The sequence below is a fragment of the Armatimonadota bacterium genome (assembly GCA_022563855.1).
Taxonomy (GTDB): Bacteria; Armatimonadota; Fimbriimonadia; order Fimbriimonadales; family Fimbriimonadaceae; genus JADFMN01.
The window spans coordinates 192,301-215,132 of the sequence record JADFMN010000004.1 but is presented as its reverse complement, the minus strand read 5'-3'; the positions used below and the strand labels follow the sequence as shown (position 1 = coordinate 215,132).

General features: G+C 60.2%; 23 protein-coding genes and 1 pseudogene. 11 read left to right on the top strand and 13 right to left on the bottom strand.

Going from position 1 to position 22,832, the window contains the following annotated elements; all coding sequences use genetic code 11:
* Positions 1 to 1,062, top strand: a complete 1,062-nt coding sequence (locus IH944_07000; protein MCH7904301.1) for a bifunctional phosphoglucose/phosphomannose isomerase — start codon at positions 1 to 3, stop codon at positions 1,060 to 1,062.
* Here IH944_07000 and IH944_06995 read toward each other — a convergent pair.
* Both IH944_06995 and IH944_06990 read right to left on the bottom strand, forming a co-directional pair.
* Positions 1,025 to 1,774: an HAD-IA family hydrolase gene (locus IH944_06995; protein ID MCH7904300.1), complete on the bottom strand. Its 750-nt coding sequence runs from the start codon at positions 1,772 to 1,774 to the stop codon at positions 1,025 to 1,027. The two genes, IH944_07000 and IH944_06995, sit on opposite strands and share 38 nt — an antisense overlap.
* Positions 1,717 to 3,444 (bottom strand): GAF domain-containing protein, encoded by a 1,728-nt coding sequence (locus tag IH944_06990; protein MCH7904299.1) that lies wholly within the window; start codon positions 3,442 to 3,444, stop codon positions 1,717 to 1,719. The genes IH944_06995 and IH944_06990 overlap by 58 nt, the downstream gene beginning before the upstream one ends.
* Before the next feature lie 137 nt (positions 3,445 to 3,581).
* Here IH944_06990 and IH944_06985 point away from each other — a divergent pair, with 137 nt between their 5' ends.
* Positions 3,582 to 4,253, top strand: a complete 672-nt coding sequence (locus IH944_06985; GenBank protein MCH7904298.1) for an LON peptidase substrate-binding domain-containing protein — start codon at positions 3,582 to 3,584, stop codon at positions 4,251 to 4,253.
* Here the strand turns inward: IH944_06985 and IH944_06980 are convergent.
* Entirely contained in the window at positions 4,250 to 5,407 is a 1,158-nt protein-coding gene (locus IH944_06980) for a DnaJ domain-containing protein (protein MCH7904297.1), read from the bottom strand. The genes IH944_06985 and IH944_06980 overlap by 4 nt on opposite strands.
* A 121-nt stretch (positions 5,408 to 5,528) precedes the next feature.
* Here IH944_06980 and IH944_06975 point away from each other — a divergent pair, with 121 nt between their 5' ends.
* The 5 genes from IH944_06975 to IH944_06955 all read left to right on the top strand — a co-directional run bounded on the left by IH944_06975 (position 5,529) and on the right by IH944_06955 (position 8,243).
* Complete coding sequence (locus IH944_06975; GenBank protein MCH7904296.1) at positions 5,529 to 6,080, top strand: hypothetical protein; 552 nt, start codon at positions 5,529 to 5,531, stop codon at positions 6,078 to 6,080.
* Positions 6,081 to 6,107: 27 nt separating this feature from the next.
* Positions 6,108 to 6,551: a hypothetical protein gene (locus IH944_06970; protein MCH7904295.1), complete on the top strand. Its 444-nt coding sequence runs from the start codon at positions 6,108 to 6,110 to the stop codon at positions 6,549 to 6,551.
* A gap of 28 nt (positions 6,552 to 6,579) precedes the next feature.
* Positions 6,580 to 6,765: a hypothetical protein gene (locus tag IH944_06965; GenBank protein ID MCH7904294.1), complete on the top strand. Its 186-nt coding sequence runs from the start codon at positions 6,580 to 6,582 to the stop codon at positions 6,763 to 6,765.
* Positions 6,766 to 6,785: 20 nt separating this feature from the next.
* Entirely contained in the window at positions 6,786 to 7,622 is an 837-nt protein-coding gene (locus tag IH944_06960) for a M55 family metallopeptidase (protein ID MCH7904293.1), read from the top strand.
* 87 nt (positions 7,623 to 7,709) lie between these two features.
* Positions 7,710 to 8,243 carry a DUF4065 domain-containing protein gene (locus IH944_06955; GenBank protein ID MCH7904292.1) on the top strand — a complete coding sequence of 178 codons (534 nt, stop codon included), beginning with the start codon at positions 7,710 to 7,712 and terminating at the stop codon, positions 8,241 to 8,243.
* A gap of 23 nt (positions 8,244 to 8,266) precedes the next feature.
* Here the strand turns inward: IH944_06955 and IH944_06950 are convergent, their stop codons facing one another.
* The 6 genes and pseudogenes from IH944_06950 to IH944_06925 form a co-directional block, all read right to left on the bottom strand.
* The gene (locus tag IH944_06950; protein ID MCH7904291.1) at positions 8,267 to 8,533 is read right to left on the bottom strand and encodes a hypothetical protein; all 267 of its coding nucleotides are present in this window, start codon (positions 8,531 to 8,533) and stop codon (positions 8,267 to 8,269) included.
* Positions 8,534 to 8,577: 44 nt separating this feature from the next.
* Positions 8,578 to 9,948 (bottom strand): hypothetical protein, encoded by a 1,371-nt coding sequence (locus IH944_06945; GenBank protein ID MCH7904290.1) that lies wholly within the window; start codon positions 9,946 to 9,948, stop codon positions 8,578 to 8,580.
* Positions 9,938 to 10,169, bottom strand: a pseudogene (locus tag IH944_06940) ((4Fe-4S)-binding protein). The gene IH944_06945 and the pseudogene IH944_06940 overlap by 11 nt, the downstream one beginning before the upstream one ends.
* Before the next feature lie 38 nt (positions 10,170 to 10,207).
* A complete protein-coding gene (locus IH944_06935) occupies positions 10,208 to 10,798 on the bottom strand; it encodes a hypothetical protein (protein ID MCH7904289.1) in 591 nt (196 codons plus the stop codon).
* Between the two features lie 71 nt (positions 10,799 to 10,869).
* Positions 10,870 to 11,664, bottom strand: a complete 795-nt coding sequence (locus IH944_06930) for a GTP cyclohydrolase I FolE2 (GenBank protein ID MCH7904288.1) — start codon at positions 11,662 to 11,664, stop codon at positions 10,870 to 10,872.
* Between the two features lie 517 nt (positions 11,665 to 12,181).
* Positions 12,182 to 13,381, bottom strand: a complete 1,200-nt coding sequence (locus IH944_06925) for a (Fe-S)-binding protein (GenBank protein ID MCH7904287.1) — start codon at positions 13,379 to 13,381, stop codon at positions 12,182 to 12,184.
* 40 nt (positions 13,382 to 13,421) lie between these two features.
* Between IH944_06925 and IH944_06920 the strand changes: the two genes are divergently transcribed.
* Entirely contained in the window at positions 13,422 to 14,084 is a 663-nt protein-coding gene (locus IH944_06920; GenBank protein MCH7904286.1) for an O-methyltransferase, read from the top strand.
* A gap of 202 nt (positions 14,085 to 14,286) precedes the next feature.
* Here the strand turns inward: IH944_06920 and IH944_06915 are convergent, their stop codons facing one another.
* Positions 14,287 to 15,231, bottom strand: coding sequence for a hypothetical protein (locus IH944_06915; protein ID MCH7904285.1), 945 nt, complete (start codon positions 15,229 to 15,231; stop codon positions 14,287 to 14,289).
* Positions 15,232 to 15,320: 89 nt separating this feature from the next.
* Here IH944_06915 and IH944_06910 point away from each other — a divergent pair, with 89 nt between their 5' ends.
* Together IH944_06910 and IH944_06905 are read left to right on the top strand one after the other, a co-directional pair.
* On the top strand, positions 15,321 to 15,785 hold the full coding sequence (locus IH944_06910; GenBank protein ID MCH7904284.1) for a 6,7-dimethyl-8-ribityllumazine synthase: 465 nt from the start codon (positions 15,321 to 15,323) through the stop codon (positions 15,783 to 15,785).
* Between the two features lie 33 nt (positions 15,786 to 15,818).
* Positions 15,819 to 16,538, top strand: coding sequence for a hypothetical protein (locus IH944_06905; GenBank protein ID MCH7904283.1), 720 nt, complete (start codon positions 15,819 to 15,821; stop codon positions 16,536 to 16,538).
* Positions 16,539 to 16,566: 28 nt separating this feature from the next.
* Here the strand turns inward: IH944_06905 and IH944_06900 are convergent, their stop codons facing one another.
* The 3 genes from IH944_06900 to IH944_06890 all read right to left on the bottom strand — a co-directional run bounded on the left by IH944_06900 (position 16,567) and on the right by IH944_06890 (position 19,948).
* Positions 16,567 to 16,893 (bottom strand): hypothetical protein, encoded by a 327-nt coding sequence (locus IH944_06900; protein MCH7904282.1) that lies wholly within the window; start codon positions 16,891 to 16,893, stop codon positions 16,567 to 16,569.
* Between the two features lie 115 nt (positions 16,894 to 17,008).
* Positions 17,009 to 19,162, bottom strand: coding sequence for a family 78 glycoside hydrolase catalytic domain (locus IH944_06895; protein ID MCH7904281.1), 2,154 nt, complete (start codon positions 19,160 to 19,162; stop codon positions 17,009 to 17,011).
* Positions 19,163 to 19,165: 3 nt separating this feature from the next.
* A complete protein-coding gene (locus IH944_06890; protein MCH7904280.1) occupies positions 19,166 to 19,948 on the bottom strand; it encodes a nucleotidyltransferase family protein in 783 nt (260 codons plus the stop codon).
* 267 nt (positions 19,949 to 20,215) lie between these two features.
* Here IH944_06890 and IH944_06885 point away from each other — a divergent pair, with 267 nt between their 5' ends.
* Positions 20,216 to 22,765, top strand: a complete 2,550-nt coding sequence (locus IH944_06885; protein ID MCH7904279.1) for a hypothetical protein — start codon at positions 20,216 to 20,218, stop codon at positions 22,763 to 22,765.
* Positions 22,766 to 22,832 lie beyond the last annotated feature (67 nt).

The window sequence follows — 22,832 nt, the reverse complement described above, 5'->3', positions numbered from 1 at the left end:
ATGCAGTCGCTGGATGACCGGGCAACCGTTGAGCGCCTCGATCCGGGCGGAATGCTCCGCCTGGCCGAGAAATTTCCTGACCAATGCCGGGAGGCGCTCGAGATCGCGCTGGCGACTTCGATCGAGCCGCTCAAGCAACAGCCGAACGTCGTGGTACTCGCTGGGCTCGGCGGCAGCGCTGCAGGCGGAGATCTGACTAAGGTTCTTTTTGAGGCGGACGGAACCGTTCCGTTCTCGGTGAATCGCGAGTACGACCTCCCAAAATTCGTCGATCGCCGAAGCTTGCTCTTCGCCGTCAGCTACTCGGGCAACACCGAGGAGACGCTTGCGGCGTACGACGCGGCCAAGGGTCGCGGGGCTCGTGTGATCGCGATCACGAGCGGAGGCGAACTGGCCGAGCGTGCGTCGGCCTGCGGGGACGAGGTGATCAAAGTCCCTGGGGGACAGCCTCCGCGAACGGCCCTCGGCTACCTTTTCGTGCCCGTCGCATCGGCGTGCGTTCAGCTCGACCTACTGTCGAATCTACCGTTCGACGCAGCGTTCCGTGCGCTCGACGAAGGCGCCAAGCTGTGGGGCGTAGAACCCCCGGAGTCCGATAACACCGCGAAGCAGATAGCGCGCTCGTTGCATCGAAGCGTCGGACTGTTATATGGACTGGGATCTTGGCAGGCCATCGTCGCAAATCGTTGGAAGGGGCAGATCAACGAAAACGCCAAGAACATGGCGTTCGCAAACGCGTTCCCTGAGCTTTGCCACAACGAGATTCTCGGCTGGGTCAAGGCAGACGGACAGGGAGTCGATCGCTGGACGACGATCATGCTGGAAGATGGCACGGAGAGCGAGAAAATGCGCGCTCGGGCCCGCGTCACGGCGCAACTGATCGCCAAGACGACCTCAGTTCACTCGGCGCAAGCGATAGGGGGCACGCTGCTAGAAAAAGCGCTGAGCCTGACCTATATGGGAGACTTCGTTTCGCTGTACCTTGCCTCGCTCAACGGCGTCGATCCGGAGAGCATCGACTCTATCAACACCCTGAAGAGCGAGTTAGCAAAGATCGACTAGCGTGCACGTCGCGCACCCGCTCAAGGCTGATGTCCGCCAGCGACGGAACAACCAGGTCTGCCTTTGACAGGTCGAACCGTTCCGTGATGCGATTTGGCACGGCGATCACGCTCAACCCGGCGCGCTTCGCCGATTCGACCCCGTTCGCGGAGTCCTCAAGCGCGACCGCCTCGCTTGGAAGAACGCCGAGTCCCTCGCAAGCTTTTAGGTACACGGCTGGGTCAGGCTTCGCAGCGCCCGCCTGGTCTCGCGTGATCACGACGGGAAACAGCCCATCGAGCCGCAACCGCTGCAAATGACCATCGACCCAGACCGAGGTCGAGCTGGAGGCGATCGCGACGAGCACACCCTCGGCCTCGGCGCTTGACAACAGCTCGGCGACGCCCGGCAGCACGCCAAACGCTCCGATCAGCTCGTTGAATCGGCCGCGCCTACTCGAATCCACAAGCTCGCGGTCAAGCCGAGCGCCGACCAGAGACTGCAGGTGATCGAACGCGTCCCAGGCGTCGAGGCCGCCGCCCACGCACTGAATCCATTCGTGCAAGGAAAGTTCGACGCCGTGCGCTTCAAACTCACCGCTCCACGAGTCGAACTCGGGCGTCTCGGTATCGCAGATCAGCCCGTCAAAGTCAAATATGAGCGCCTTGACTTCTGCTATTCGTTCTGCTCCTTCCCCTTTTCGACGTCCAATTCGATAGGAAACCGGAACCAGAACTTAGACCCTTTCCCGACTTCCGACTCAACCCAGATCTTTCCAAGGTGCAACTTCTCGACCAGGTGCTTCACCAAGAACAGACCGAGACCGGTTCCGTAAATCATTCGGTTGTCCTCGTTATTGACACGGTGGAACTTGTCGAACACGCGCGGCAAGTGGCTGTCCGGAATGCCGATTCCCGAGTCCTCCACACATATCAACATATCGTCGCCGTCAACTTGCGCCGAGATAACAACATCGCCGCCGTCAGGCGAGTACTTGATCGCGTTGCTGACGAGGTTCGTCAGAATCTGATCCAGCTTGTCCTCATCACCGATCACCTTTGGCAGGTCCGCAGAGATTTGGTGGTACACGTTGTGCCGGTGAGCCGTCTGCTTTTGAATGATGACGACCTTCTCGATCAACTCCTCTATGTTTACTCGCGTGTAATTCGGCTTCAGGCTTTCGTTGGCTTCGATTCTCGCCGTGTTGAGCAAGTCGTTGATCAGCCTTGTCAGCCGATCGCACTCGTGATCGATGATCTGATAGAACTCGCGGCGCTCGACTGGTTCAAAGTCATCGTGAATGAGCAGCGTGCTGATGAAGCCCTTCACTGCGGTCAACGGCGTCCGAAGTTCGTGCGACGCCATCGCGACGAAGGAGCTCTTCATCCGATCCAGGTTCTTCTGTTCGGTCACGTCATTGAGGATCACAACGTAACCCAGCGTCTTGCCGTCCTCATTCTGCACTCCGGCGCCCTGAATCATGAAGTCGCGCTCCACGCCGCCGATCGTCGTCAAGAACTCAACGGCCCCCTGTTCGGCACCTTCCAACCCTCCTTTGATAAACTCCAGCAACTCCGAGTCGGTGAAAACGGAATCGTAAGGTTGACCCGCCGCCTCAGGCCCATACCGAAACATGCGTCGCGCCGAGGCGTTGATCTGATTGATCTTCCCCTCGGGCGAAACCAGAATCAGACCAGAAGTGATCGACTCAAAGGTCTGGAGCAGCTCCTCGCGCTCTTCGACGATCTCCTTGTACAGTTGCTGATTGGCGATGATGGAACCGACGTTTCGGGCCATCCGCTCGAGCAGCCGCACGTCCTCGTCGTTGAAGTCCTCGCCGTGGCGCTTGTTCCACGCATGCAGCACTCCGATCGTCCGGCGTTCGATGACCCGATTCTCCTCGTCTCGCCGCTCGATGACCAACGGCACCGTGATGCCGTTGTCGATGTGCATCAGCGAGACCAAGTCCTTCTTCGTCCGAGGATCGGTGGTGGCGTTGTGGAAAATCACCGGCTCGCCTTCACGAAACACCTCGCCCGATACACCTTGGGTCGCCCGGACCTTGAACATCGGCAGGCGCTCTTCGTCGATGCCGTAAGCAGGAGGAATTCCGATCAGTTGGCCCGACTCGCGGTCATAAAACATGATCGCGATCTTCTCGGCCTGAAGGATCATGGCGATTCGCTGGACCAATCGCCGCAAGGCGATCTCGCCCTCCTGAATCGGGGCGACCTCGGTCGCACTTTCCGCCGGAATCGCCTTCGGCACTTCTCCAGTGACATCATCGCTGGAACCCCTAAGAACGAAGTTCTCGCCTCTGAGTCGTTCGACCTCTGCCTTTAGTCGCTCTAGTTCCGGTTTCAAGTCGTCCAAATCTTCACCACTGCTCGTCTGAATCGCCATTCTTTAGCCTGTCAAAAAGAAAGGGCGGCATCGCCCGAATGAGAATACCTGCGCCTGCGGCCTGAGCCCGAAAAATTGGCCCTGTATTCAGGCCGAACTGAGCTGATCCTCGTACAACTGCCAGTCATAATGGCTGCGTGACGAAGCTATCAGACGGCCTACCGCTACTGCCGCTCGATGATGTTCTGTTTCCGTATGCGACGATGCGGCTCCACATTGGCGACAGTAGCTGTAAGCTGCTGATCCACGAATGTCAGCAACAAAGACTAGCGATTGGCGTCGTCCTATCGCGCTCTCAGGCCAGTTCTCATGGAAAGACGGCCACGTACCTCGTCGGGACTGCTGGTCTGATTGCAAGCGTGGAGTCCTATCCGGACGGCGGAATGAACGTTGTGATCCGAGGCGGGGAGCGATTTAGAATACGAAGCATCAACGAGTCTGGATCGCACCTCGTCGGGCATACAGAAGCCGTCATGGAATCGGAATTGGAGGACTCGCCCCGCGCCATCGCCCTGACCAGTAGATTGCGCGAATGCGCCGACCAATTCGTTATTTCGTACCTTCAGCAGATCGACGCGCCGCGGGAGGAGGTTCACCTTCCTGAAGACCCGGTTGCGCTTTCGTTCGTCATCGCCAACTTTCTGAGAATCGAGAACCTCGCCAAGCAACTGCTGCTTGAAACGACCGACACGTTGGAGCGCATCGCCGAACTCATCCCGATCTTGCAGGAACACACGAGCGAACTCTCAGAGCCAGGCTACTTCAAGCTGACCAGCGACATGGTCAGCGAGTGGGTGAGCCCAAACTAGTCTGGCGATCCGACCGCCCAAATACGCAGCACTTTGTCTAGGCCGCCCGAAACGATCTGCCTGCCGTCGTTCCGGAAAGCCAGGCTCAGGAGCGCTTGGTGAGATGCGCGTATTTGGCCGTGACCGATCCCTTTCTCAACGTTCCACAGACCGAGGCTCCCGTCCCTGCTTGCGCTGGCCAGCAACCAGTTGCCAGGGTGAAACGCCAGAGACTCGATCGGCTTGGTATGCCCGAAGAACTTATGCCGCAGATCACCTGAGCGCAAGTCGAAGACGCGAACCGAGAAATCCACTGCGGCGACCGCAACCCAGCGCTTGTCCGAGCTGATCGCGACCGCCGTCACGGCCGACCGCACGTTGTCCAGCCTCAACATCTCAGCCCCAGTCCGACCGCACCAAACGCGAACCGACGCATCCGCAGAGCCCGATGCCAGCAGACTCGAGTCCTGGGACCAAGCCAACGCCGTCACTGAGTCCGCGTGACCGAACGAGGTGAACTGGATCTGCGAATCTCTTACGCCGAACACTCGCAGCACGCGATCGATCGAGCCGACAGCCAAGCTCTTGCCGTCCGGCGATGGAACGGAGGTGCAAACCCAGGAGTTCGGCGAGACGCGCCAGCTCGAGACCTCTCCGCCTTCGACGAGCCAACAGAACAGCGATTGCTCCGTCGATCCGGTGGCGACAAGCACATCGCCTCGACCGGGCTGGATGGCGTTCACCACACCGCCCGTCAGCCTGATCGATCGCTCAACGCTAGAACTGCCGGAGTTCCACCACCGCACAACGTTGTCGAACGAACTGGTGACAAGCCGATTCTGCGCCGGGTCGTAGGCAGCTGAATATACAGGCGTTCTGTGCTGGCGATGCCGATGAAGCAGTCTGAGCTGCACAAACCCCGGCCGCACCTCACCGTAGACCCCCTGCTTCGGGTCGAGGGTCACTGGCTGGCCGATGGAGTAGTCGTACTCCATGCGGCGCACGGGGTCGCTCAAGACCTCAAACGCAGCGTTGATCTCGGCCATTCGCTCGTGCGCCAAGGGATCGGAGTTCACATCTGGATGGAACTCGCGAGCGAGCCCACGGTACGCGTCGCGCACCGCTTCTACTAGTGCCTTCGCCGACACGCCCAGTATCTGATAATGTGTGACCAATTCTAAGGGATTATGCCGCGTTTCACGCGGGCCTTCCAGTCAGAACGCAAGGAGACCTGAGCGCGGTTCCGCATTTGATGCACAATGGGCGCCAGACACCGAACTTCTCCTGAGCACACCTGTGTTGAAAGTCACCGTTCGAGAGTGGGATTACGACGGGCCTGGCGCTGCCGACTGGATCATCGCGCTGTGCTGCACGGTGCTGCTGGCCAGCGAGATCAAGATGCTCGGAGCCACCGCCCAGATCCAGACGGCGCACAGCTACTACTTCTCTACCCCGGGCGTCCTTGTATTCCACCGCGCGGCCATGGCGCTCGATGGGCTGATCCTGCTTTCGATGTTCCTGTGGCTCGTCACGCGCTGGAAGTCCGCCGTGAGCGTCGTACCGGTCATAGCCAGCGGCGTTGGGGCGTCGCTATGCTGGATCGAGTTGGTGCGAGCGCTCGAGGTTCAGCGCGACGCCCTCTTCCAGCTTCAGGATTTGCCGAGAAGTCCGATCAACAACATGGGCCTTCTCGGCGCCCAGATATTCGTGACGTATCTGCTGTTCCGCGTGCCGCTTCCGGGCTTGCGCGGCGTTGCCGCCGTGCTCGTTCGAGTTGCAATGGCCGCGTGCCTGTGGATCATCCAATCCGTGGTGTGGGACATGGTTGTCGGTCCTGGAGCGAGCTGACCCGCGCGGCATAATGAAGCCATCGGAATGAAGAGACGGCCCTGGGTTATTGTCACGATCGCATTCCTGTTGTTCTTTCCGTTGGCGGGCACGTACGGCATTTGGCTGTACTCTCACCGGAGCATCCAGAGATTGGGCGGCGAGTTCGCCAGCGAGGTCACGCCTAAGATCCTCGGCGGCTGGGATTGGCAAACGCTGTACGAGCTTGGAACCCTGTCTGTCAAGCAAGGCGCCAGCGAAGAGCAGTTCCGCGAGTGGCAGGAGCAGTACGGAGAGCTGGTCGAGGTCGGAGCGTTCACCCCGGAGAGTTCGAAGGTGATCGACCGTGCCGACATGAAGTGGCACCTTACAGACCTGGTTGCCGACGTCGAGTTCGAAGAGGAGACCGTTCGCCTCGAGTTCACCGCGGGCCGACGCGCTATGTCGCAAGACGAGTGGCGAATCGAGAGGTTTGTCCTCCTGCCCCGCTAATCGTGGAATACCGAGGCAGGACGTCTCCATGAAGCAGAAAACCACACTCCTAGCAGTTTTGCTGGGTCTCGCCGTAGCGATGACCGGCTGTGGCGCCGCCGTTGAGGCTGCCGACGAAGGCGCGAATGCGTTCCAAAGCGGGATGAGGTCCAAGGACCAGGCCATAGACATCGCCGAGAAGAAAGAAGCGTTCGAGGCGGAAAACGACTTCTAGCCCCTAGTAGAATCGGCGGCATGAAGGTCTTCATCTCCGCCGACATCGAGGGCGTGACCGGCGTCGTCACCTGGGGCCAGGCTGGAGGCCCTAGCAGTGAGCACTATGACTGGCCGCACGCCCGCAAGATGATGACCCACGACGTGAACGCCGCTGTGCGCGGCGCGCGCGCTGCCGGCGCTAACCGTGTGGTTGTGAAGGACAGCCACGGCGGCGGAAAAAACCTCCTCGTTCCAGATCTCGAAGATGGCGTCGAGCTGATCTCTGGCGCTGGGTCTGGCGTGCTCGGGATGATGGAAGGGGTCGACGGTGGATTCGACTGCGCCATGCTCGTCGGATATCACGGGATGGCGGGCACGCTGCACGGAATCATGGAGCATACGATCAGCGGGAACGTGCACCGGTACTGGATCAACGACGTGCCCTCGGGGGAGATCGCGATGAGCGTCGCGACGGCCGGCGTCTGCGGCGTTCCCGTCGTGATGGTCAGTAGCGATCAGGCTGGTTGCGCCGAGGCATCGACCGTGGTTCAGGGTTTGCATACTGCCGCCGTGAAGGAAGGGCTCGGGCGGTACATGGGCCGGCTTCTGCACCCATCTGAGACTGGGCCACTGATCGAGGAAGCGGCGAAGGTGGCGACGACTTCTGCAATCAAACCTTGGAAGCCGACCGAGCCGGTGACCGTCAAGATCGAGTTCAACCGCACCGAAGAGTGCGACGTCGCCTGCCAGATGCTCGGCTGGACGCGGCTCGACGCCTACGCAATCGAGTTCACCGCCGACGACTGGCCCACCGTCCACATCGCCACCCGCCGCGCCCTGGCGATGGCCGGCACCGGGGCTGCGAACAACCGCTAGGCCGCCGATGGCGTGCGCCGAATGTCTACTGTTTCTGATACAATAGAAGCGTAGCGGGTACGAAATCAGTCTTGAAGAGAAGAAATCATGAGCAATGCGAAGCGACTGGAAGAGTCGATCATCTACCTAGCGCGCGAATGTGCTGAGCTACCGCGCTTCGGTATGACCAAGATGTACAAGGCTCTGATCATCGCCGATATCCTCGCAAAATCTACTCTCGGCGAAACAGTAACAAGGTGGAAGTACCTCCGGTTCGAAAAAGGGCCAGTTCCGGTCGATGCTCACAGAATCATCGATGAACACGAGTTTCTGTCCATCTTGGAGATACCTGTTCACAACAGGACCATGAAGCGCGTCGTGGCACACAGAAAACCGGACCTTTCTGTGTTCTCGGACGAGGAGGTCAATCTACTGCAGATGGCCATCGGAATTGTCAGCGGTCATACGGCCGACGGCGTCAGCGAACTGAGCCACGGAATACCAGCTTGGCGCTGGACTGAGCCTGACAAGGTCATCGACGAGGAGCTTCTCAAGTATCCATATCTGATCAAGTCATCCAAAGCGTCCGGAGAGATGCTCGACTATGCCGAGGAATCGCTGAAAGCCCAAGGCATCGTTTGACGTCTGACTACACCGACCGGTTCCTAAGCAAGCTTGCTGACCTGCGATCGGCTGACCCGATCTGCGCCGAGCTGATACAGCGGGAGTGCGAGTTCTTTGCCAGCGAGTGCGAGCCGGTCAACGACATTTACGACGTTCACGAAATCACGGTCGAACACATCGGCGGACAACCGATTGCGTCGCTCCTTGTCATCGTCGATCGAAACCGAGTCCTGTTTTTCGATCTGATCGAAGCAGACCAACTGGATGAGGATACGGAGTGAGGTCTTCTTCTTGATGCCGACCTTCATCGCCGCGCGCTGGCGATGGCTGGCACCGGGGCTGCGAACAAGCGCTAAAACCCATTCGTGTAGAAATCGGGTGGGGCTGGCTTTCGCTTCTTTGGGTATTCAAACACGATATCGCTGTGGCCCGATGTTCGAACAGCTTGACCACCATCATCTACGCTGTCCTCGCCGACGCTGTATATCACAAAGCCGTCTTTCGTCTTCTTGTACAACAGACTTGCACCCGTGAACGGATCAAGGCCGATGTTCTCGAAAGGGTCTTGGGCGCTATTCCGCATCGCGAGCAGAGCTTCGAGAGACGATTTCAAGACCTCGCGTCTGGCTCTCATCCTGACTTCGCTCGTGGCGAGCCATTCCATTTCGATCGAGAAGAAACGTACGAGAGCTTCCGCGCCGTGCCAGAAGCCCGTTCCGCTCGGAAGCAAGTCGTCGATCCCACGTGCCCAGGTGATCAGTTCGTCGTCGTCTTGATCGTAGGTGTTCAGAATCTCGATCCAGTGCTTCAGCGTCAGCTGCGTTGCCTTGGACTGCGTCGATTGCAACCTTACAGAGGCATCCTCCCATTCGCCCTCGTCACCGGGGATACCATCTCTCCAGGCCCAAAAGAAGCCATATCCCGCCCCTGCCAATTGCTCCATATTCTGGGGAATCCAAACACCCGAATACGCCTCCGATCTCAACGTCTGACTCCAGTCAGTTCTCCTCGGCCAGTATTCGAGTTGGCTGAGAGCACCATCTACAAAAGCACCGCTTGCTTCTGGCAGCGCAGCCGTGTACTCGATTGCGTCGGTATAAATCGATCTAATTGCAATCGCAACCAGGTGTCCGATCCAGAAGCCGGACTGATCCATGTGGTTCGCGATTTGCAGCATCCGGCGCAGGTCGACGAGCGCAGCATCGACTTCGCCGTCTTCCAAACTAAGCATTGCGCGCACGGCAAGTGCTTTGGAGACTTGCTTGGCTATAGCAAACTCGGGAATCAAGATTATGACTGGGTTCGACCAGTCCTTGTAGGCTCGGTACTCGGGCAGTTCGGCGGCCAGTTCAGCTAAGAGAAGAAGCTCCACAATCGCTTCGAAGTACTTATTCACTTCTTCGATATCAAAGTCGTCGTAGCCAGCGATGACGGCTCGGACGTGCAAATCCTCCCCGTACAATAAACCGCGTGAAGACTCGACAATACTAACCATCTGATCGAACAGCAGAGCTGCGTTGTCCTTGTCCCGTGGGGCAGAATCGAGAAAGATGTCTTCCGGCTCAACGGGGAAACCAGCCGCCCTCGCCTTGGCAAGCTCGCCCTTCAACCCCATGCTGCCAAACGGATCGAACACAAAGCTGACGAACAGGAAAACCGTCAGCGTTGCAGCGACAACCCACCAAATCCTCCTCTTTCCTTTCTTGTTCGGCTCAGTCCTCATTCTCTTCGACCCGATGACAGCTCAGAGCCCCAGACGGACAGCGACCGACCTGCGCCTCGATCTCCTCCGTGCTCGCGTTCTCCATCTGAATCCACGGTACATCCCTTGGGCTTGAACACACCCGGTAAACCTCGGGCGCAGTTGCCTGAGTGGATGCACAGCTTGGGTTTCCAGACGACCGTCAGCTCGCCGTTCGTGTACTCGTGCGTCTCTTTGCCCACTCATTCATCATATCATCGGATCGGGCAGCAGGCGGCAACTACTTCAGCGTGACGTTCTCGCGATCCGAGATCAAGCGGCGCATCTGTATGCCGACCTCCGTCGTAATATCCTTTGCGAAGTCATCTAGGACTGCGATGTTCGCCTCCCGCTCGGTCGCCAGCACACAACCGATCGCGTGCCGAGCAAGCGCCATCCGATCGGAGGTCTCAACGGTCTCCGACTGAAGCCGCGCAAGCAGAAGATGCAACATCCTCGTCGTGATGTAAGGGTCGCAGTAGTTCGCCAGAAGAGCGACAGCGTGCCATGCCTGGGTCTCGTCCCCGCGAACGACCTGCACGGCCAACTTCGAGACCACGCTCCGATCACGGCGCTCGGCGAGTATCCGGAGCCGCGAGGGGCCAGACCGCGCATCCACCAATCGCAGCGCGCCCACGAACGCAGGGCCAGAGACCGCGCCGACCAGCGCGCCCACTTTGATCATCGTCATCATGTGCGGCGACCAAGTAACGTCCCCCGGGAACCCGGGGTGCAGCAAGAAAGACGCGACCAGGAACAGAGCGGCGCCGATGACGCCACCCAACAGCACACCCTTGACATACGGGCTCAGGCTCCCCCATTCAACGTCCATGATTTAGCCGACCCCTCCCAAAGGTTCTAACGACGCTAGTTTAGCCGAGTTTCATCGACTGCGGCCCGTTTTCAAGGTCGCTTCAAGTAGGCGTAGGCGTTGTGTGCGTGAATCGACTCCTCGTTCTCCACCTCGATTTCGTACGAATCGTACCGTCCGTCGGCGTCGAAGGCGAGCGCGATCTCGCGCACCATGTCCTCGACGAATCGCGGGTTGTCGTACGCCTTCTCCGTCACCCACTTTTCGTCTGGCCGCTTCAGCACCGGATACAGCGCGCACGAAGCGGCCGCTTCGATCGTCTCAATGATCTCTTCGAGCCAAACGTGATCGTTCGTGCGGACGCGCACCGTTACCCAGCCGCGCTGGTTGTGAGCTCCCCGGTCAGCGATCTCCTTGCTGCACGGACACAGCGTCGTGACCGGCACGCGCAGGACCATCACGACCTCGTAAGCGCTGTTGATCTCCGCGTCGAAGCCGCACTCGTACTCCATCATCCCCTTCTTGCCCGTGACCGGGGCCGCTTTGGACATAAAGAACGGGAACCGGACTTCTAAGTGTGCGCTCTCGGCGTGCAGCCGCTCCTTGAGTGTCTGCAGCAGATTCGGCAGCGCGTGGACGCTGATCTCCCTGCCGTGCTCGCCCAGAACCTCTAGGAACCGGCTCATGTGCGTGCCCTTGAAGTGGCTGGGCAGATCGACGGTGAGCGTGAAGTTCCCGATCGTGTGCTGCCGCTCGTCGGCGCGGTCTAGAACCTCGATCGGGAAACGAACCTTCCGCACGCCGACCTTGTCGATCGGAATGTTGCGAAGGTCCTCCGTCTTCTGGACGTCCGGAAGACTCGTCTGTTCGTTCTGTTCGTCTAGCATCGCGTTTTTCGCTGGTTCGGTCCGAATCGACGCAACATTCTTGAATACGCATCCGGGGCGGATTTGTTGCGTCTGCACTAGCTTACACCGACTGTTCTTCCGCCCCTAGTTCGGGTGCCACGGTCTGTCCCGCTAGGCAGGCCGTGCGTCGGTTCACGAGTTATTGGTCAAATCGTACGTCGCGTGCATGAGCTAACGTCGCCCAGTAGGACGGCCCTCCATGGTTGGCAGGAATCCCCTCTCCCCTGGGGGAGGGCTAGGGAGGGGGTTCGGTCGAGGACAGCTTGCAAGGATTACCCAGCAGCTTTGGTCGCCCAGGAGGACGGCCCTCCATGGTTGGAAGGAATCCCCTCTCCTCCTGAGGGGAGGGCTAGGGAGGGGGTTCAGCTCGGGACTGCTTGCAAGGATTACCCAGCAGCTAAGGTTGCCCAGGAGGACGACCGTCGACGGGGAAGTCGAGAGTGAGACTGTCCTGCACCCGCGGCTCGCGGGGACGCTTGCCCTCCCGGTGCATTGTTCATTGCGTGAGACCCGAGAACGACGACTCCAACAACTCCAGCGTGTGCAGCACCTTGACCCTGGCGCCGTTCTCGTCGCTCGCCTGCTCGATCCATGAGTGGCACCCTGGGTTGCCGGTAACGACGATGTCAGCGCGCGAAGCCTCGACGTTCTCCCACTTGCGATCCAGCAGCGCGCGCGCGTACGTCGGCTGGGTGAGGTTGTACACCCCGGCGCTCCCGCAGCACATATCGCTCTCGTGCAGCTCAACGAACTCCACCTGCGGAACGGCTTGAATCAGTTGGCGCGGCGCGTCTTTGATAAGCTGCCCGTGGGCGAGGTGGCACGCGTCGTGGTACGTAACTCTCGCCCGTATGCCGCGCGACTTTGCCAAGGTGCTTGCCAGACCGAGCTCCGCCAAGAACTCGGTAGGGTCAAAGACCCTCTCCGAGAACGCTGATCCCGCGTCACCGACCAGCTCGCCGTACTCCTTCATCGCGCTTCCGCAACCGGCTGAGTTGACGATGACAGGCAGGTCGTCCGGCATATCCTCGATCAGCTTGGTGGCCCTTGCCTTGGCGTCGTCGATGAACCCGCTGTGAGCGTGCAGCGCGCCGCAGCAACCTGCTTCTGTCTCCCTAACCATGAGCCCAACACGCCTGAGGAGGCGACGGGTTGCGTCGTGCACGCCCGGGTACAGCACGCGCATCGCGCAACCCTCGAGAAGATACACTTCGCCTGTCAAGTCCGGCAGCGTCGCATCCTCAAGCTCGGGCCACTGCTGCCTGGTCGATACTTTGGGAAGCCGAGCCTGCGGGGGTTCGTCCGTCAACTGGCGGCTCAGCAGACCAGGCAGGCGACTACCAGGCCACAGCTTCGCCAGCGCCACCTGCCTGCGAAACGTCTTCGGGTCGCTCAGGCCGTCGAGCAGCTTCTTCACCGCTGGCCCTTGGTCGATCTTCTCCCTCGCGAGTTCGAGAATCTGGCCGTACTTCACGCCGCTCGGGCAAGCTGGCTCGCACGCCCGGCAGCCGAGGCACGTGTCGATCGCCTGCTTGACGTCGCTCCATGCGATCAAACCCTCGTCGGCGCTGCGGGCGAGGTAGATCCGTCCACGCGGCGACTCCGTCTCGCGCCCGGTGATCACGAACGTCGGGCACGCCTCAAGGCAGAACCCGCATCGGATGCACTGGCTGGTCAGGTCGGAGAGGGACTTCATGCGCCAGCCCATTGTATCTGTGTCCGGTATTCTCCGGCCCATGCCTGAGTTCCCGTACGCCGACCTGAAGCCGTACCTGGACGGCCTCGTGCCCGAACGGCATCCCGAGCTTCAGAAGATGGAGGCGTACGCGGCTGAGAACGACTTCCCGATCGTCGGTCCGGCCTCGGGCCAGTTCTGCTACATGGTCGCCAAGATGCTCGGCGCCACAGCAGTCTTCGAACTTGGTTCGGGGTTCGGGTATTCGACGGCGTGGTTCGCTCGGGCTGTCAACGAGAACGGCGGCGGCGTAGTGCACCACGTCGTCTGGGACGAGGAACTGTCCGCGATGGCCCGCAAGCATCTGGCTGCGATGGGGTTCCCGGCGACGGACTCCGGCCAGAACGCCCAGACGATGATCAACTATACGGTCGGGGAGGCGGTAGCCGCGTTCAAGGGTTACGACACGCAGTTCGACCTGGTCTTCAACGACATCGACAAGGTGGGGTACCCGGACACTGTGGAGGTCGTCGAGCAGCGGCTGCGGACTGGGGGCGGATTCATCACCGACAACGCGATTTGGGGCGGGCGAGTGCTCACCGGAGACGACGACCCCGAGACCGCCGCAATCCTCAAGTTCACGCAGATGCTGACGCAGAGCCCGAAATGGGACACCACGCTCCTCCCGATCCGCGACGGGTTGTTGCTGGCGATCAAGCGGTGATCCGGTTTGAGTCCCGAGTGGCGAAAGGTTTGAGGGTCAAGGGTCGAGGGTCAAACCCGGACCAGTCCGACCGGGCAGAAAGGAATTGTAGCCGCATGCTTCAGCTTGCGCGCTCGCCTGGCGCTTTCACATGTGGACCGTGCCGAACGCCCCCGGACGCAACCTAAAGGATGCGGCTACAGCGGGATGAACTGACTTCGAATCACTTGATAAATGCAGCGGATCCCGCTAACTCGAAAACCTTCTCACCTGTCTCAAGCGAGTAGACCTGCACCTTCGTGGCGCGCATGTCGGTTACATAACGGTAGCCCATTTCGTAGCGGGTGACGACATAGTCGTCGCGATCAGCGAGAGTGATGACGATGAACGGTGATTGAAGCTCCATGTGAACCGCAATCATGTCGCCGATTTCGAGTGTGATCTTCTTCTCTCGACCCGACCAATACGTGTTGACGCTCGCTTTCTTTGGCTCGATCGCCATGTTGCTGTCGAAGCAGGCGAAAGTCTGGCCCGCATCGGCCATAGCACCCGTCCCTCTGTGCAATCCGTCCATGCCATAGATTTCCGGGCTGAACGGGGTGATTCCTGATGATTCGCCGACGTGGTACTGCCAGTCCATATCCCACGCCATCCTCGCTGCTGTAGCGACTAACAGTGCACGACGCTCTTGCGTCTGCCTTTCTGCAGTATTCAAGATTCGGCCGCTAGAAGCCCATTGGCCATTCTTATCCTTGAAAACCGAGTGATATATTGCTCTAATCTCATCAGCATCCGGGTACAAGTCGTGCCGCATCCAACGAACGGATGTATTACTTGACCACACGAAATCCGTGAATCCAACGATAACGTCTACCAGATCGGTCATTATGTGACGACCTTCTTTCACGTCGAACGCAACGAGGCGGATCGGCGGATCGAAGGCAGATGTCGACTGGGTTACTACTGCTGTATGTCCGTCCGGAGAGACCGTTAGAGTGCGCACCGCACCTGGCTCCTTGATCGGCAATTCGACAGACTCACTGATTAACTCGCCAGTCATCAGGTCGTAGACAGCCAGGTGAACTCCGTTAGCCTGCTGATCTTGCAGAACACTAATGGACGGGCCGCTCAGCGAGAGTGCCACAGGCAAGAGTAAGGCTGTAAGCATATGCAACCACCTTCAGTCCCACAGTATACAGGAACGGTCGCAGATCGCTGAATCCTCTCGCAACCACAGAAGAGCCATAATCGAAGCGGATGAAGACCATCGGCGGCAACAGGGATGCGTCGGGAAAGCGGGTGGGCATCGTCGTCTGCCGCTGGAACGAGTACGTCAACCAGATGCTGCTCGACGGGGCGCTGGACGAGCTGAAGACCCACGGCGACCCGGAGGTGATGGTCGTAAAGATCCCCGGCACGTGGGAGATACCGGTCACCGTCCAAGCGCTGATCGAAAACGACCAAGTCGACGCCGTGATCGCCCTCGGGACGATCCTGCAAGGGGCGACCGCGCACGCCGAAATGCTCGCCGAAGACGTCAGCTCCGCACTGATGAAGCTACAGGTCGAGACCAAGACGCCAATCTCGTGGGGCATCCTGACGCCGGAATCGCAGGAACAGGCTATCGAGCGAGCCGGCATGAAGCTCGGCAACAAGGGCCGCGAGGCAGCGCTCGCCGCAGTCGAAATGCTCAGCGTGCTCGACGCGCTCCGAAGCAAGTAGACTCGGTATCCGTTAAAGCTCTGGGACAATCAAATGATCGCAGCATTCGCACTGGTACTCGCCCAAACACCGAAGAACGTCCCCGCAGACGCCGAGCTGGTCTATCCGCTCATGCCGCGCCTTACCGCAGTCGCCAACGAAGACGGCGAGAAGGTCCGCACCCACATGACGCTGCACTCCATGACCGTCAAGCTAGGCAAGGACTTCTCGTCGTTCGAGTCTCTGAGCTTGTTCAAAAACACCGCGAAGGTCGAAGGCGAGGTCGATCTGGTCGTCGCTTTCGAAGCGTACAGGAGTGGCTTCGGACAGAACATCCCGGTAATCGCGCTGTGGAGCGACGATGAGGTGCTGCCGGTCGATCTGAAGACCCGGTACGCCCTCCCGGAAAAGGGGCAGATCGGGCTGTATGAGTTCACTTACCGCGTGACTGTCAAACGGCTCGCAACGCATTCGCTCAGGCTGAAGTTCAGCCTCCCCGTCGGCAAGAGCGGGATCGACCGAGAGGAACGGCTCATTGGATACCGGGTGATGGATATTGACCAGCGCCAGGCTCTTGAGCAGTTCCGGATGAGCGTCAAGTACGACGGCGAGATCGTCTTCGTTCCGATCGAGGCCAAGCCGGACTGGGGCTGGGAGGTCGGCGCGAACGGCGCGTATCTAAAGCTCGACCGCAAGAAGTCCGACAGGGACGCGATCCTGACGTACCGCTACTACCCGGCCGGCTTCGGCGAACGAACGAAAGTGCGGCCGTGAAACTTAAGACACGACCACACTAGCAAGGCTACTTCTTGCGATAGACGAATCTATCAATCTGGAGCGACCCGTCGTCGTTGAGCTTGTACTTCGTTTTGACGGTCCCCTCCTTGACGGCCTTTCCGTCGATCTCTGTCCAGACGACTTTCACGTACGAGCCGTCCGTTGACCACTTGCCTTTCGACGAAGTGGCAGGCCCCTTGAAGGCGAACGTGTCGTCCTTCTTGAAGGTCCAAGTCGTGCTCTTGTTAGTGCCGTTCAAGAGCCACTTTCCGATGACGTGCTCACGTGGGAAGTCGGCGAAAGCGATGGCGGCGATTGAGATTGCAAGGGAGATTAGGGCGAGTTTCTTCATGGGTCAGTACCTCCTGTGAGTTGGATACTGGCGCCCTTTGTGCTGGGCGCTTGCCACCCTGTCCCGTTCGTTCCGCCCTAGACGCCAGGTTTCACACGTTTGGTTGCCAGTTTTCTTAGAAACTGTACTTGCCAGGTTCAATTTCGCGCTCTTCATCAGCCCAAACAACGGTCGCAGGCACGGGACAGCAGACTTCGAGCCGGCCGTCAGAGAGGCTCACAACGAGTTCGCCGTCGGGGTGCGGTATCGATGCTCGAAAGGCCCTGAGGCGGCCGGAACGGGGTGCGATCCGCGCCTTTCTCCAGCCCTCTTCGATGCTCGTCACCCCGGCGACGATCTGGAAAAACCCGAGGATCGGGTGTGCCGACCAGGCGTGGCAGTCAGAGCGGGCTGGCTCCGGGCCTTCAGCAAACGTACTCAATCCGTTCTTGACCATCTCCTCCCAGGGCCCCAGCTCGGCGACGTAGTCCGCCGGTCGCTGGGCGATGTGGTTGTAGTAGCTGAAGTAGTACGTGCTGTGAGCGCCACCCTCAAGGGCTTTCGCCGGCCACGGGTCGGGAGTCATCCCGGCGATCGATTGCGCGATGCGGAACACTGCTGCCGCGTGTTCGCTCGGCTGGCGGGCCGGGTCTTGCGGGTGGAACGCCAGCCCAGCCTCCGAGCGGTCGGCAGTTTGCAATGAGTGACGGATAGCACGAAGCCGATGCTCCGCGCCTTCGATCCGCGCGAGCGCCGCCTCGGCCATCCATTTGGTAAACAGATGCACCGATGAGCGCGCGCGTCCCGGTGGCTCGCCCCATTTCCACTCCGGAACCCAGTCCGCGAACGTCCAAAACGCTTCGTCTTGATTCCCCTCGATCAGTCGGTCCCACGCTCCGAGCACTTCGTGCGCCTGCTCGATCATTCGCGACGGAATCCGAACTCGGTCGTACAGCCACTGGTCGTACAGCATCATGATCCACCAGAGGCTGAACGGCGGGATTACCTGTGGCTGCCGACTCGGGTACCGGCTCTGCATGAGGCCGTCGGGCATCTGCGACCATGAGATCTGTTCGACGGCGTTTCGCTGGAGAGCGCGATCCTTGGAGAGGTAGTAGCCGATCAGCGCCTGGATCCTCGCGTCCCCCGCGTACTGAAGCTGCTCATAGTACGGGCAGTCGAAATACGTCTCGCCAGCGCATCGCTCAACCGTGCGAACCGCGACCTCCCAGATGTCTTTCGTGCTCGGATGATCGGACTCGAAACTGCCAGCAACGGACAGCGGATACCCCGTCTCATTCGCCGTCACGCCCAGTAGCTCGGCCTGCCCGTCTGATTCGATCTGTACGTACCGAAACGTCCTCCACCACAGCGGAGCAAAGGCTCGAACGTCACCGTCGAAAACAAACTTGTCCTGGTACCCGGAGACGGTCTTGCCAACGAACTCGCTCCTGTTGCCCTTCGCGCCGTCTTGCCCAACAAGCGCCTCCGTATAGGTGACCGAGACTTGCGTACCGGTGACCCCGCTGAACTTGAAACTAGGATAGGCGTTCAGCAACTCGCCAAAATCCAAGAGCAGCGGCTCACCTGGGCGAATCTTCTCCGACTGAAACGCGGCACGCTCGCCCGAGGCGATGTCGCAGACGGAGATCGTGCCACCAAACGGTTCGCGGCGCATAGCCGGAATACTCCGCGGCACGAGCATCCAAGGCGTGCCACCGCCTCCGCCGCCTCGTTCGACGGCTTCGCATATCTCGTTCGGCTCCTTCCAGTCCAGCCCGCACTCCTCGCCGGACGCAAGCTCGGCCGGTATGTCCCTTGCGTCGATGATCTCGCCGGGGCCGACGTCGATGTAGAACGGCCCGACTAGGCTGTGTAGCATGTCAAAACCCCAGCCAGGGACCTTGACGACCTGCCAATCCTCTGGAGTCGAAACGTCGCCACCGCTCAGCACGAAGCCCAGTCGCGCCGAATGCTGTGCCATGGGTGCGTACCGCCCAAAGTTCCACACCAGCGCGACGATCGTGTTCCCCCCGTCTCGCAGAAACGGGGCCAGATCGTAGCTTTCGTAGTGCCAGTGTTGGAGGTCCCCGCGCTGCGGGCCTTCGCCGACGAACCGACCGTTGACGTACAGCTTGTACCGCTGGTCGGCGCTGACGCGAATCGGCAGTCTCGGCACCGCGGCACGGCAGAGCAGTGTGCGCCGAAAGACGAAGACGCCAGCGTCGCCCGCCGGATGTTGCGTGTATCCGATCCACTTTGCGCCCCAAGCGCCCTGCAGCCCAGACATCGGCTACTCCTCGCCTGCTATGGAGTCCGTGAGGTTTGCGATAACTCGGATCTCATCGTAAGTCGCCACGTCGTCGATATCGGCGACCATGCACGGGTCGCAGCCGGTGATGATCATCGCCTGCCCGCCCATCAGGCCGCCCACCCGGCGCTCGGCATCGGCGATCGATATGCGATGCATCAGATAACAGATGACCGCCCACGGGCCCAGCTTCCAGAGCATCGCCAACTGGCTCTTGCGCGATCGTGCGAACCGGTCGATCTCGTTGACCGCGTGCAAAAAGCCCGCCGGAGACGCAGCGTACAGTGCGCCGGACACGAACGCCCCGTCCCGCAGGCGAATCGGATGAATCGGAAAGCCGGGGTACTTGGCGCTAAACTGCTTGTGCTCGCACAGGCCGGCAGCGAACCATCGCACCTGCTCTTCGTCGCGCCGGCCCTCGACTGCCGCCACGAACTGAGTTAGGCTATCAGCCGTGAGCAGCGGTGCATCGGCGGGCAAGAACAGGACTGCGTCGGCAGGACCGAGCGCCTCGGTGGCAATGCGCACGTTTTCGATCTGCGAGTCGCCCTCGGTCACTAGTTTTCCGAAGTGGACCTCGTCACGGACGTCCTCTCCGCTCACCGTCACGCAGTTGTCGTAGCCTGCGTCTCGGATCGCATCCAGCGTCCGTGCAAGCGACGTCCTGCCTTTGATCACGGCCAGCGCCTTGCGAGGGGTGCCGAGCGCTCCAGCCAGCGGATCGGGCACCAGTCCTCCCGCAGCGACGACGACGCCCCATCTCATGGTTCGAGCTCGTTTAAGATCAGCGGAATCATCACAGTCCATACGCAAGGGCCTAAACCGGTGTCTTCCCCGGTGGGTCTGCTGGAGCATTTTAGCGGAATTCTGCCCGCAGGTCCACGATCCGATCCTTTCCGTCTGCGACCCGGCCGGCGTCGCGGCGTTAAACCCCTGTCCAGCAAAATTGCGTGGATGAACGCAGAACAAGCGACAGAACGTCCTTGCATCGCGGATACTGCCAGTAGTACCGGCAGTTGGAGCACATCGGAAATGACACGACACAACCTCTTCGCGCTACGCGCAATCAGCTTGGCGACCGTAACGATCGCTTGCGGCCTCTGCGCAGCTCAAGACGACGCAGCGGAGCACGCTCGCGCAAGACTCAAGTCAGCCGTGCCGAAGATCCAGTTCCTCATGTCTGGCGAAAGCGTGTCGCGCGTGTACGGTGCGCGCTTCGGCTACGGGTTCTCCCCCGAGCAAGCTGCTGAAGAGTTCATCGCCGAGTACGGAGAGGTTTTTGAGCCCGGCGAAGGACACTTCGTCATGGCTGGCACTCAGCAAGTCATGCGTGGCAAGTTCACCGCCGTTTACTTCGACCAGTACCTGGACTCGATGCGAGTTGAGGACGCCTACCTCACCGTGCTGGTTCTCAACGACGGAGTGAGCTCGGCACTGCTGGCAAGCTCCGCCTCAAAGAAGGTGCAGAACCCGCTTGGCGGGTTAAAGGTCAACGCGGCGCGCGCCCAGCGAATTGCGCAAAGAGCCAAGCCCGGACTCGATGTAAAAACGGTCCCGTATCTAGTGATCTACCAGGGTGAGGCATCTACCCACAGAGCGTGGAAGGTGACGCTGACCAGCGACGACCTGGCAAACCCCGCCAGGTGGATCGCCTACGTGGACACCGCGACAGGACAAATCCTCGACTGGAAGGACGAGATTCGTTACGCCGACATCAATGGCCACGTCGACGCATGGCACACGCCCGGCCTGAAGCCGAACCAGCCGAACAACCCTCCAGCGCTGACCTCGCTGCCGCTCCTGCGGGTCAACGTCGTTGGAGGCAGTTCCGCCCTGACCGATTTTCTTGGCGATTTCACCATCTCCAACAGCGGAGCCACGACCGTAACGGTCGAAGCCAGGCTGCAAGGGCCGTGGGCCAGGGTCGTGAATCGGGCTGGCGCAAACGAGGTGCTGTCGCAAAACGTAACCCCGCCCGGGCCGGTCAACTTTGTGTTCAACGCCGCGAGGGTGCAGTTTAACCAGGCGCAGGTTGACGGTTTCCTGCACACAACCCTCATCCACAACTTCGTCAAGGATATCGAGCCGACGTACCCCGGGGTCGACTTTGCGATCACCGTCAACGTCAACATCAACTCCAACTGCAACGCTTACTTCAACGGCAGCTCGATCAACTTCTACACGGCGGGAGGAGGATGTCCGAACACCGCCTACTCGACTGTCGTTCAGCACGAGTACGGTCACCTCATCGTCTCCAGGGGACACCCCGGAGCGAGCGGCGACTACCATGAGGGCATGGCTGACGTTACAGCTGCGCTAGCATCGAACACGCCGCTCTTAGCCGAGGACTTTCGCGGACAAGATACCGGCGCTCTGCGAAGCAGTTACAACTCTGTTGCCTATCCGTGTTCCGGCAGTGTTCATCGGTGCGGTCAAGTTCTCAGCGGTGCCTTCTGGCTGACCAAGGACGAGCTCGACGTAACGATGGGGCCTGCGGCCGCCCTGGCCCATACGCGCATGCTGTACTTGAACAGCATTCTCTTGCACCCGTCCGGCATCAACCCGGGCGTCACCATCGACGTTCTCATTTTAGACGACGACGACGGCGACCTCTTGAACGGAACGCCGCACTACGACGAAATCGCTGACGGCTTTGGAGCAAAGGGGCTGGACGCTCCGCCGCTCGAGTGGGTCAAGATCAGGCCTGTCACTGTCCTTCCTGAATTCATCGACCTCGATCTGGTCGGCAACCTCCTACCGGTTGTGTTCGATATCAGCGACGGAGTCGGTCAGCTCGATGTGACTACGATCCGTCTCCACTGGCGATTGAATCGCGGCACTTGGAACGAATCGCCGATGTTTCAGCTTACCAACGGCATCACCGCCGGTCCAGTCGCGCCGAGGTTCTACGGCGCGATTCCGACTCCGCCGTGCGGCTCATCGCTCGAGTGGTTCGTTTCAGCGGCCGACTTCCAGGGTCGCGTAAACCTCTGGCCAAAAGACGAAACGCTGGAGTCGATCGTCGGCCACTCGCTCGAAACGATCTTCTTCGACACGTTCGAGCGCAGCCTGGGTTGGACCGTCACGGACTTCAACTTGGCGACCGGCAGCTGGGTGCGAGCAGCCCCGAACGCGTCCTTCCTCAACGGTCGGATGGCGAACCCAGGATTCGACTCTGACGACGCTGGGTCGATGTGCTTGTTCACGGGCAATGCAGCTGTAGGCGCACCGGTCGGCACCAACGACGTCGACGGCGGGCCGACTAGGCTGACGTCTCCGGTTTTCGACCTCAGCGGCGGGAACGGCGTGATCGAGTACAAGCGCTGGTTCTTCAACGACGATGGCGATGACTCGCTCGTCGTCGAGATTTCCAACAACGGAGGCGCGACTTGGACCCTCGTCAGAACCGTGATGTACGGCGGCTCGCAGAACGCTTGGCTCGATGCCGAGATCATCGTGGGCAACTACGTCACGCCTAGTTCGACCGTCCAGGTGCGATTCTCGACCGCCGACAACCCGAACAATTCGATCACCGAGGCGGCCATTGACGCGTTCCGCGTCCTAGCCGTGCGATGCGAATAGCGCGGCCGGCAAGGCTGCCCGTCCCCGCCTGCACCGGGCCCGTTTCGCCGGTGCGGGCGGTGGACCT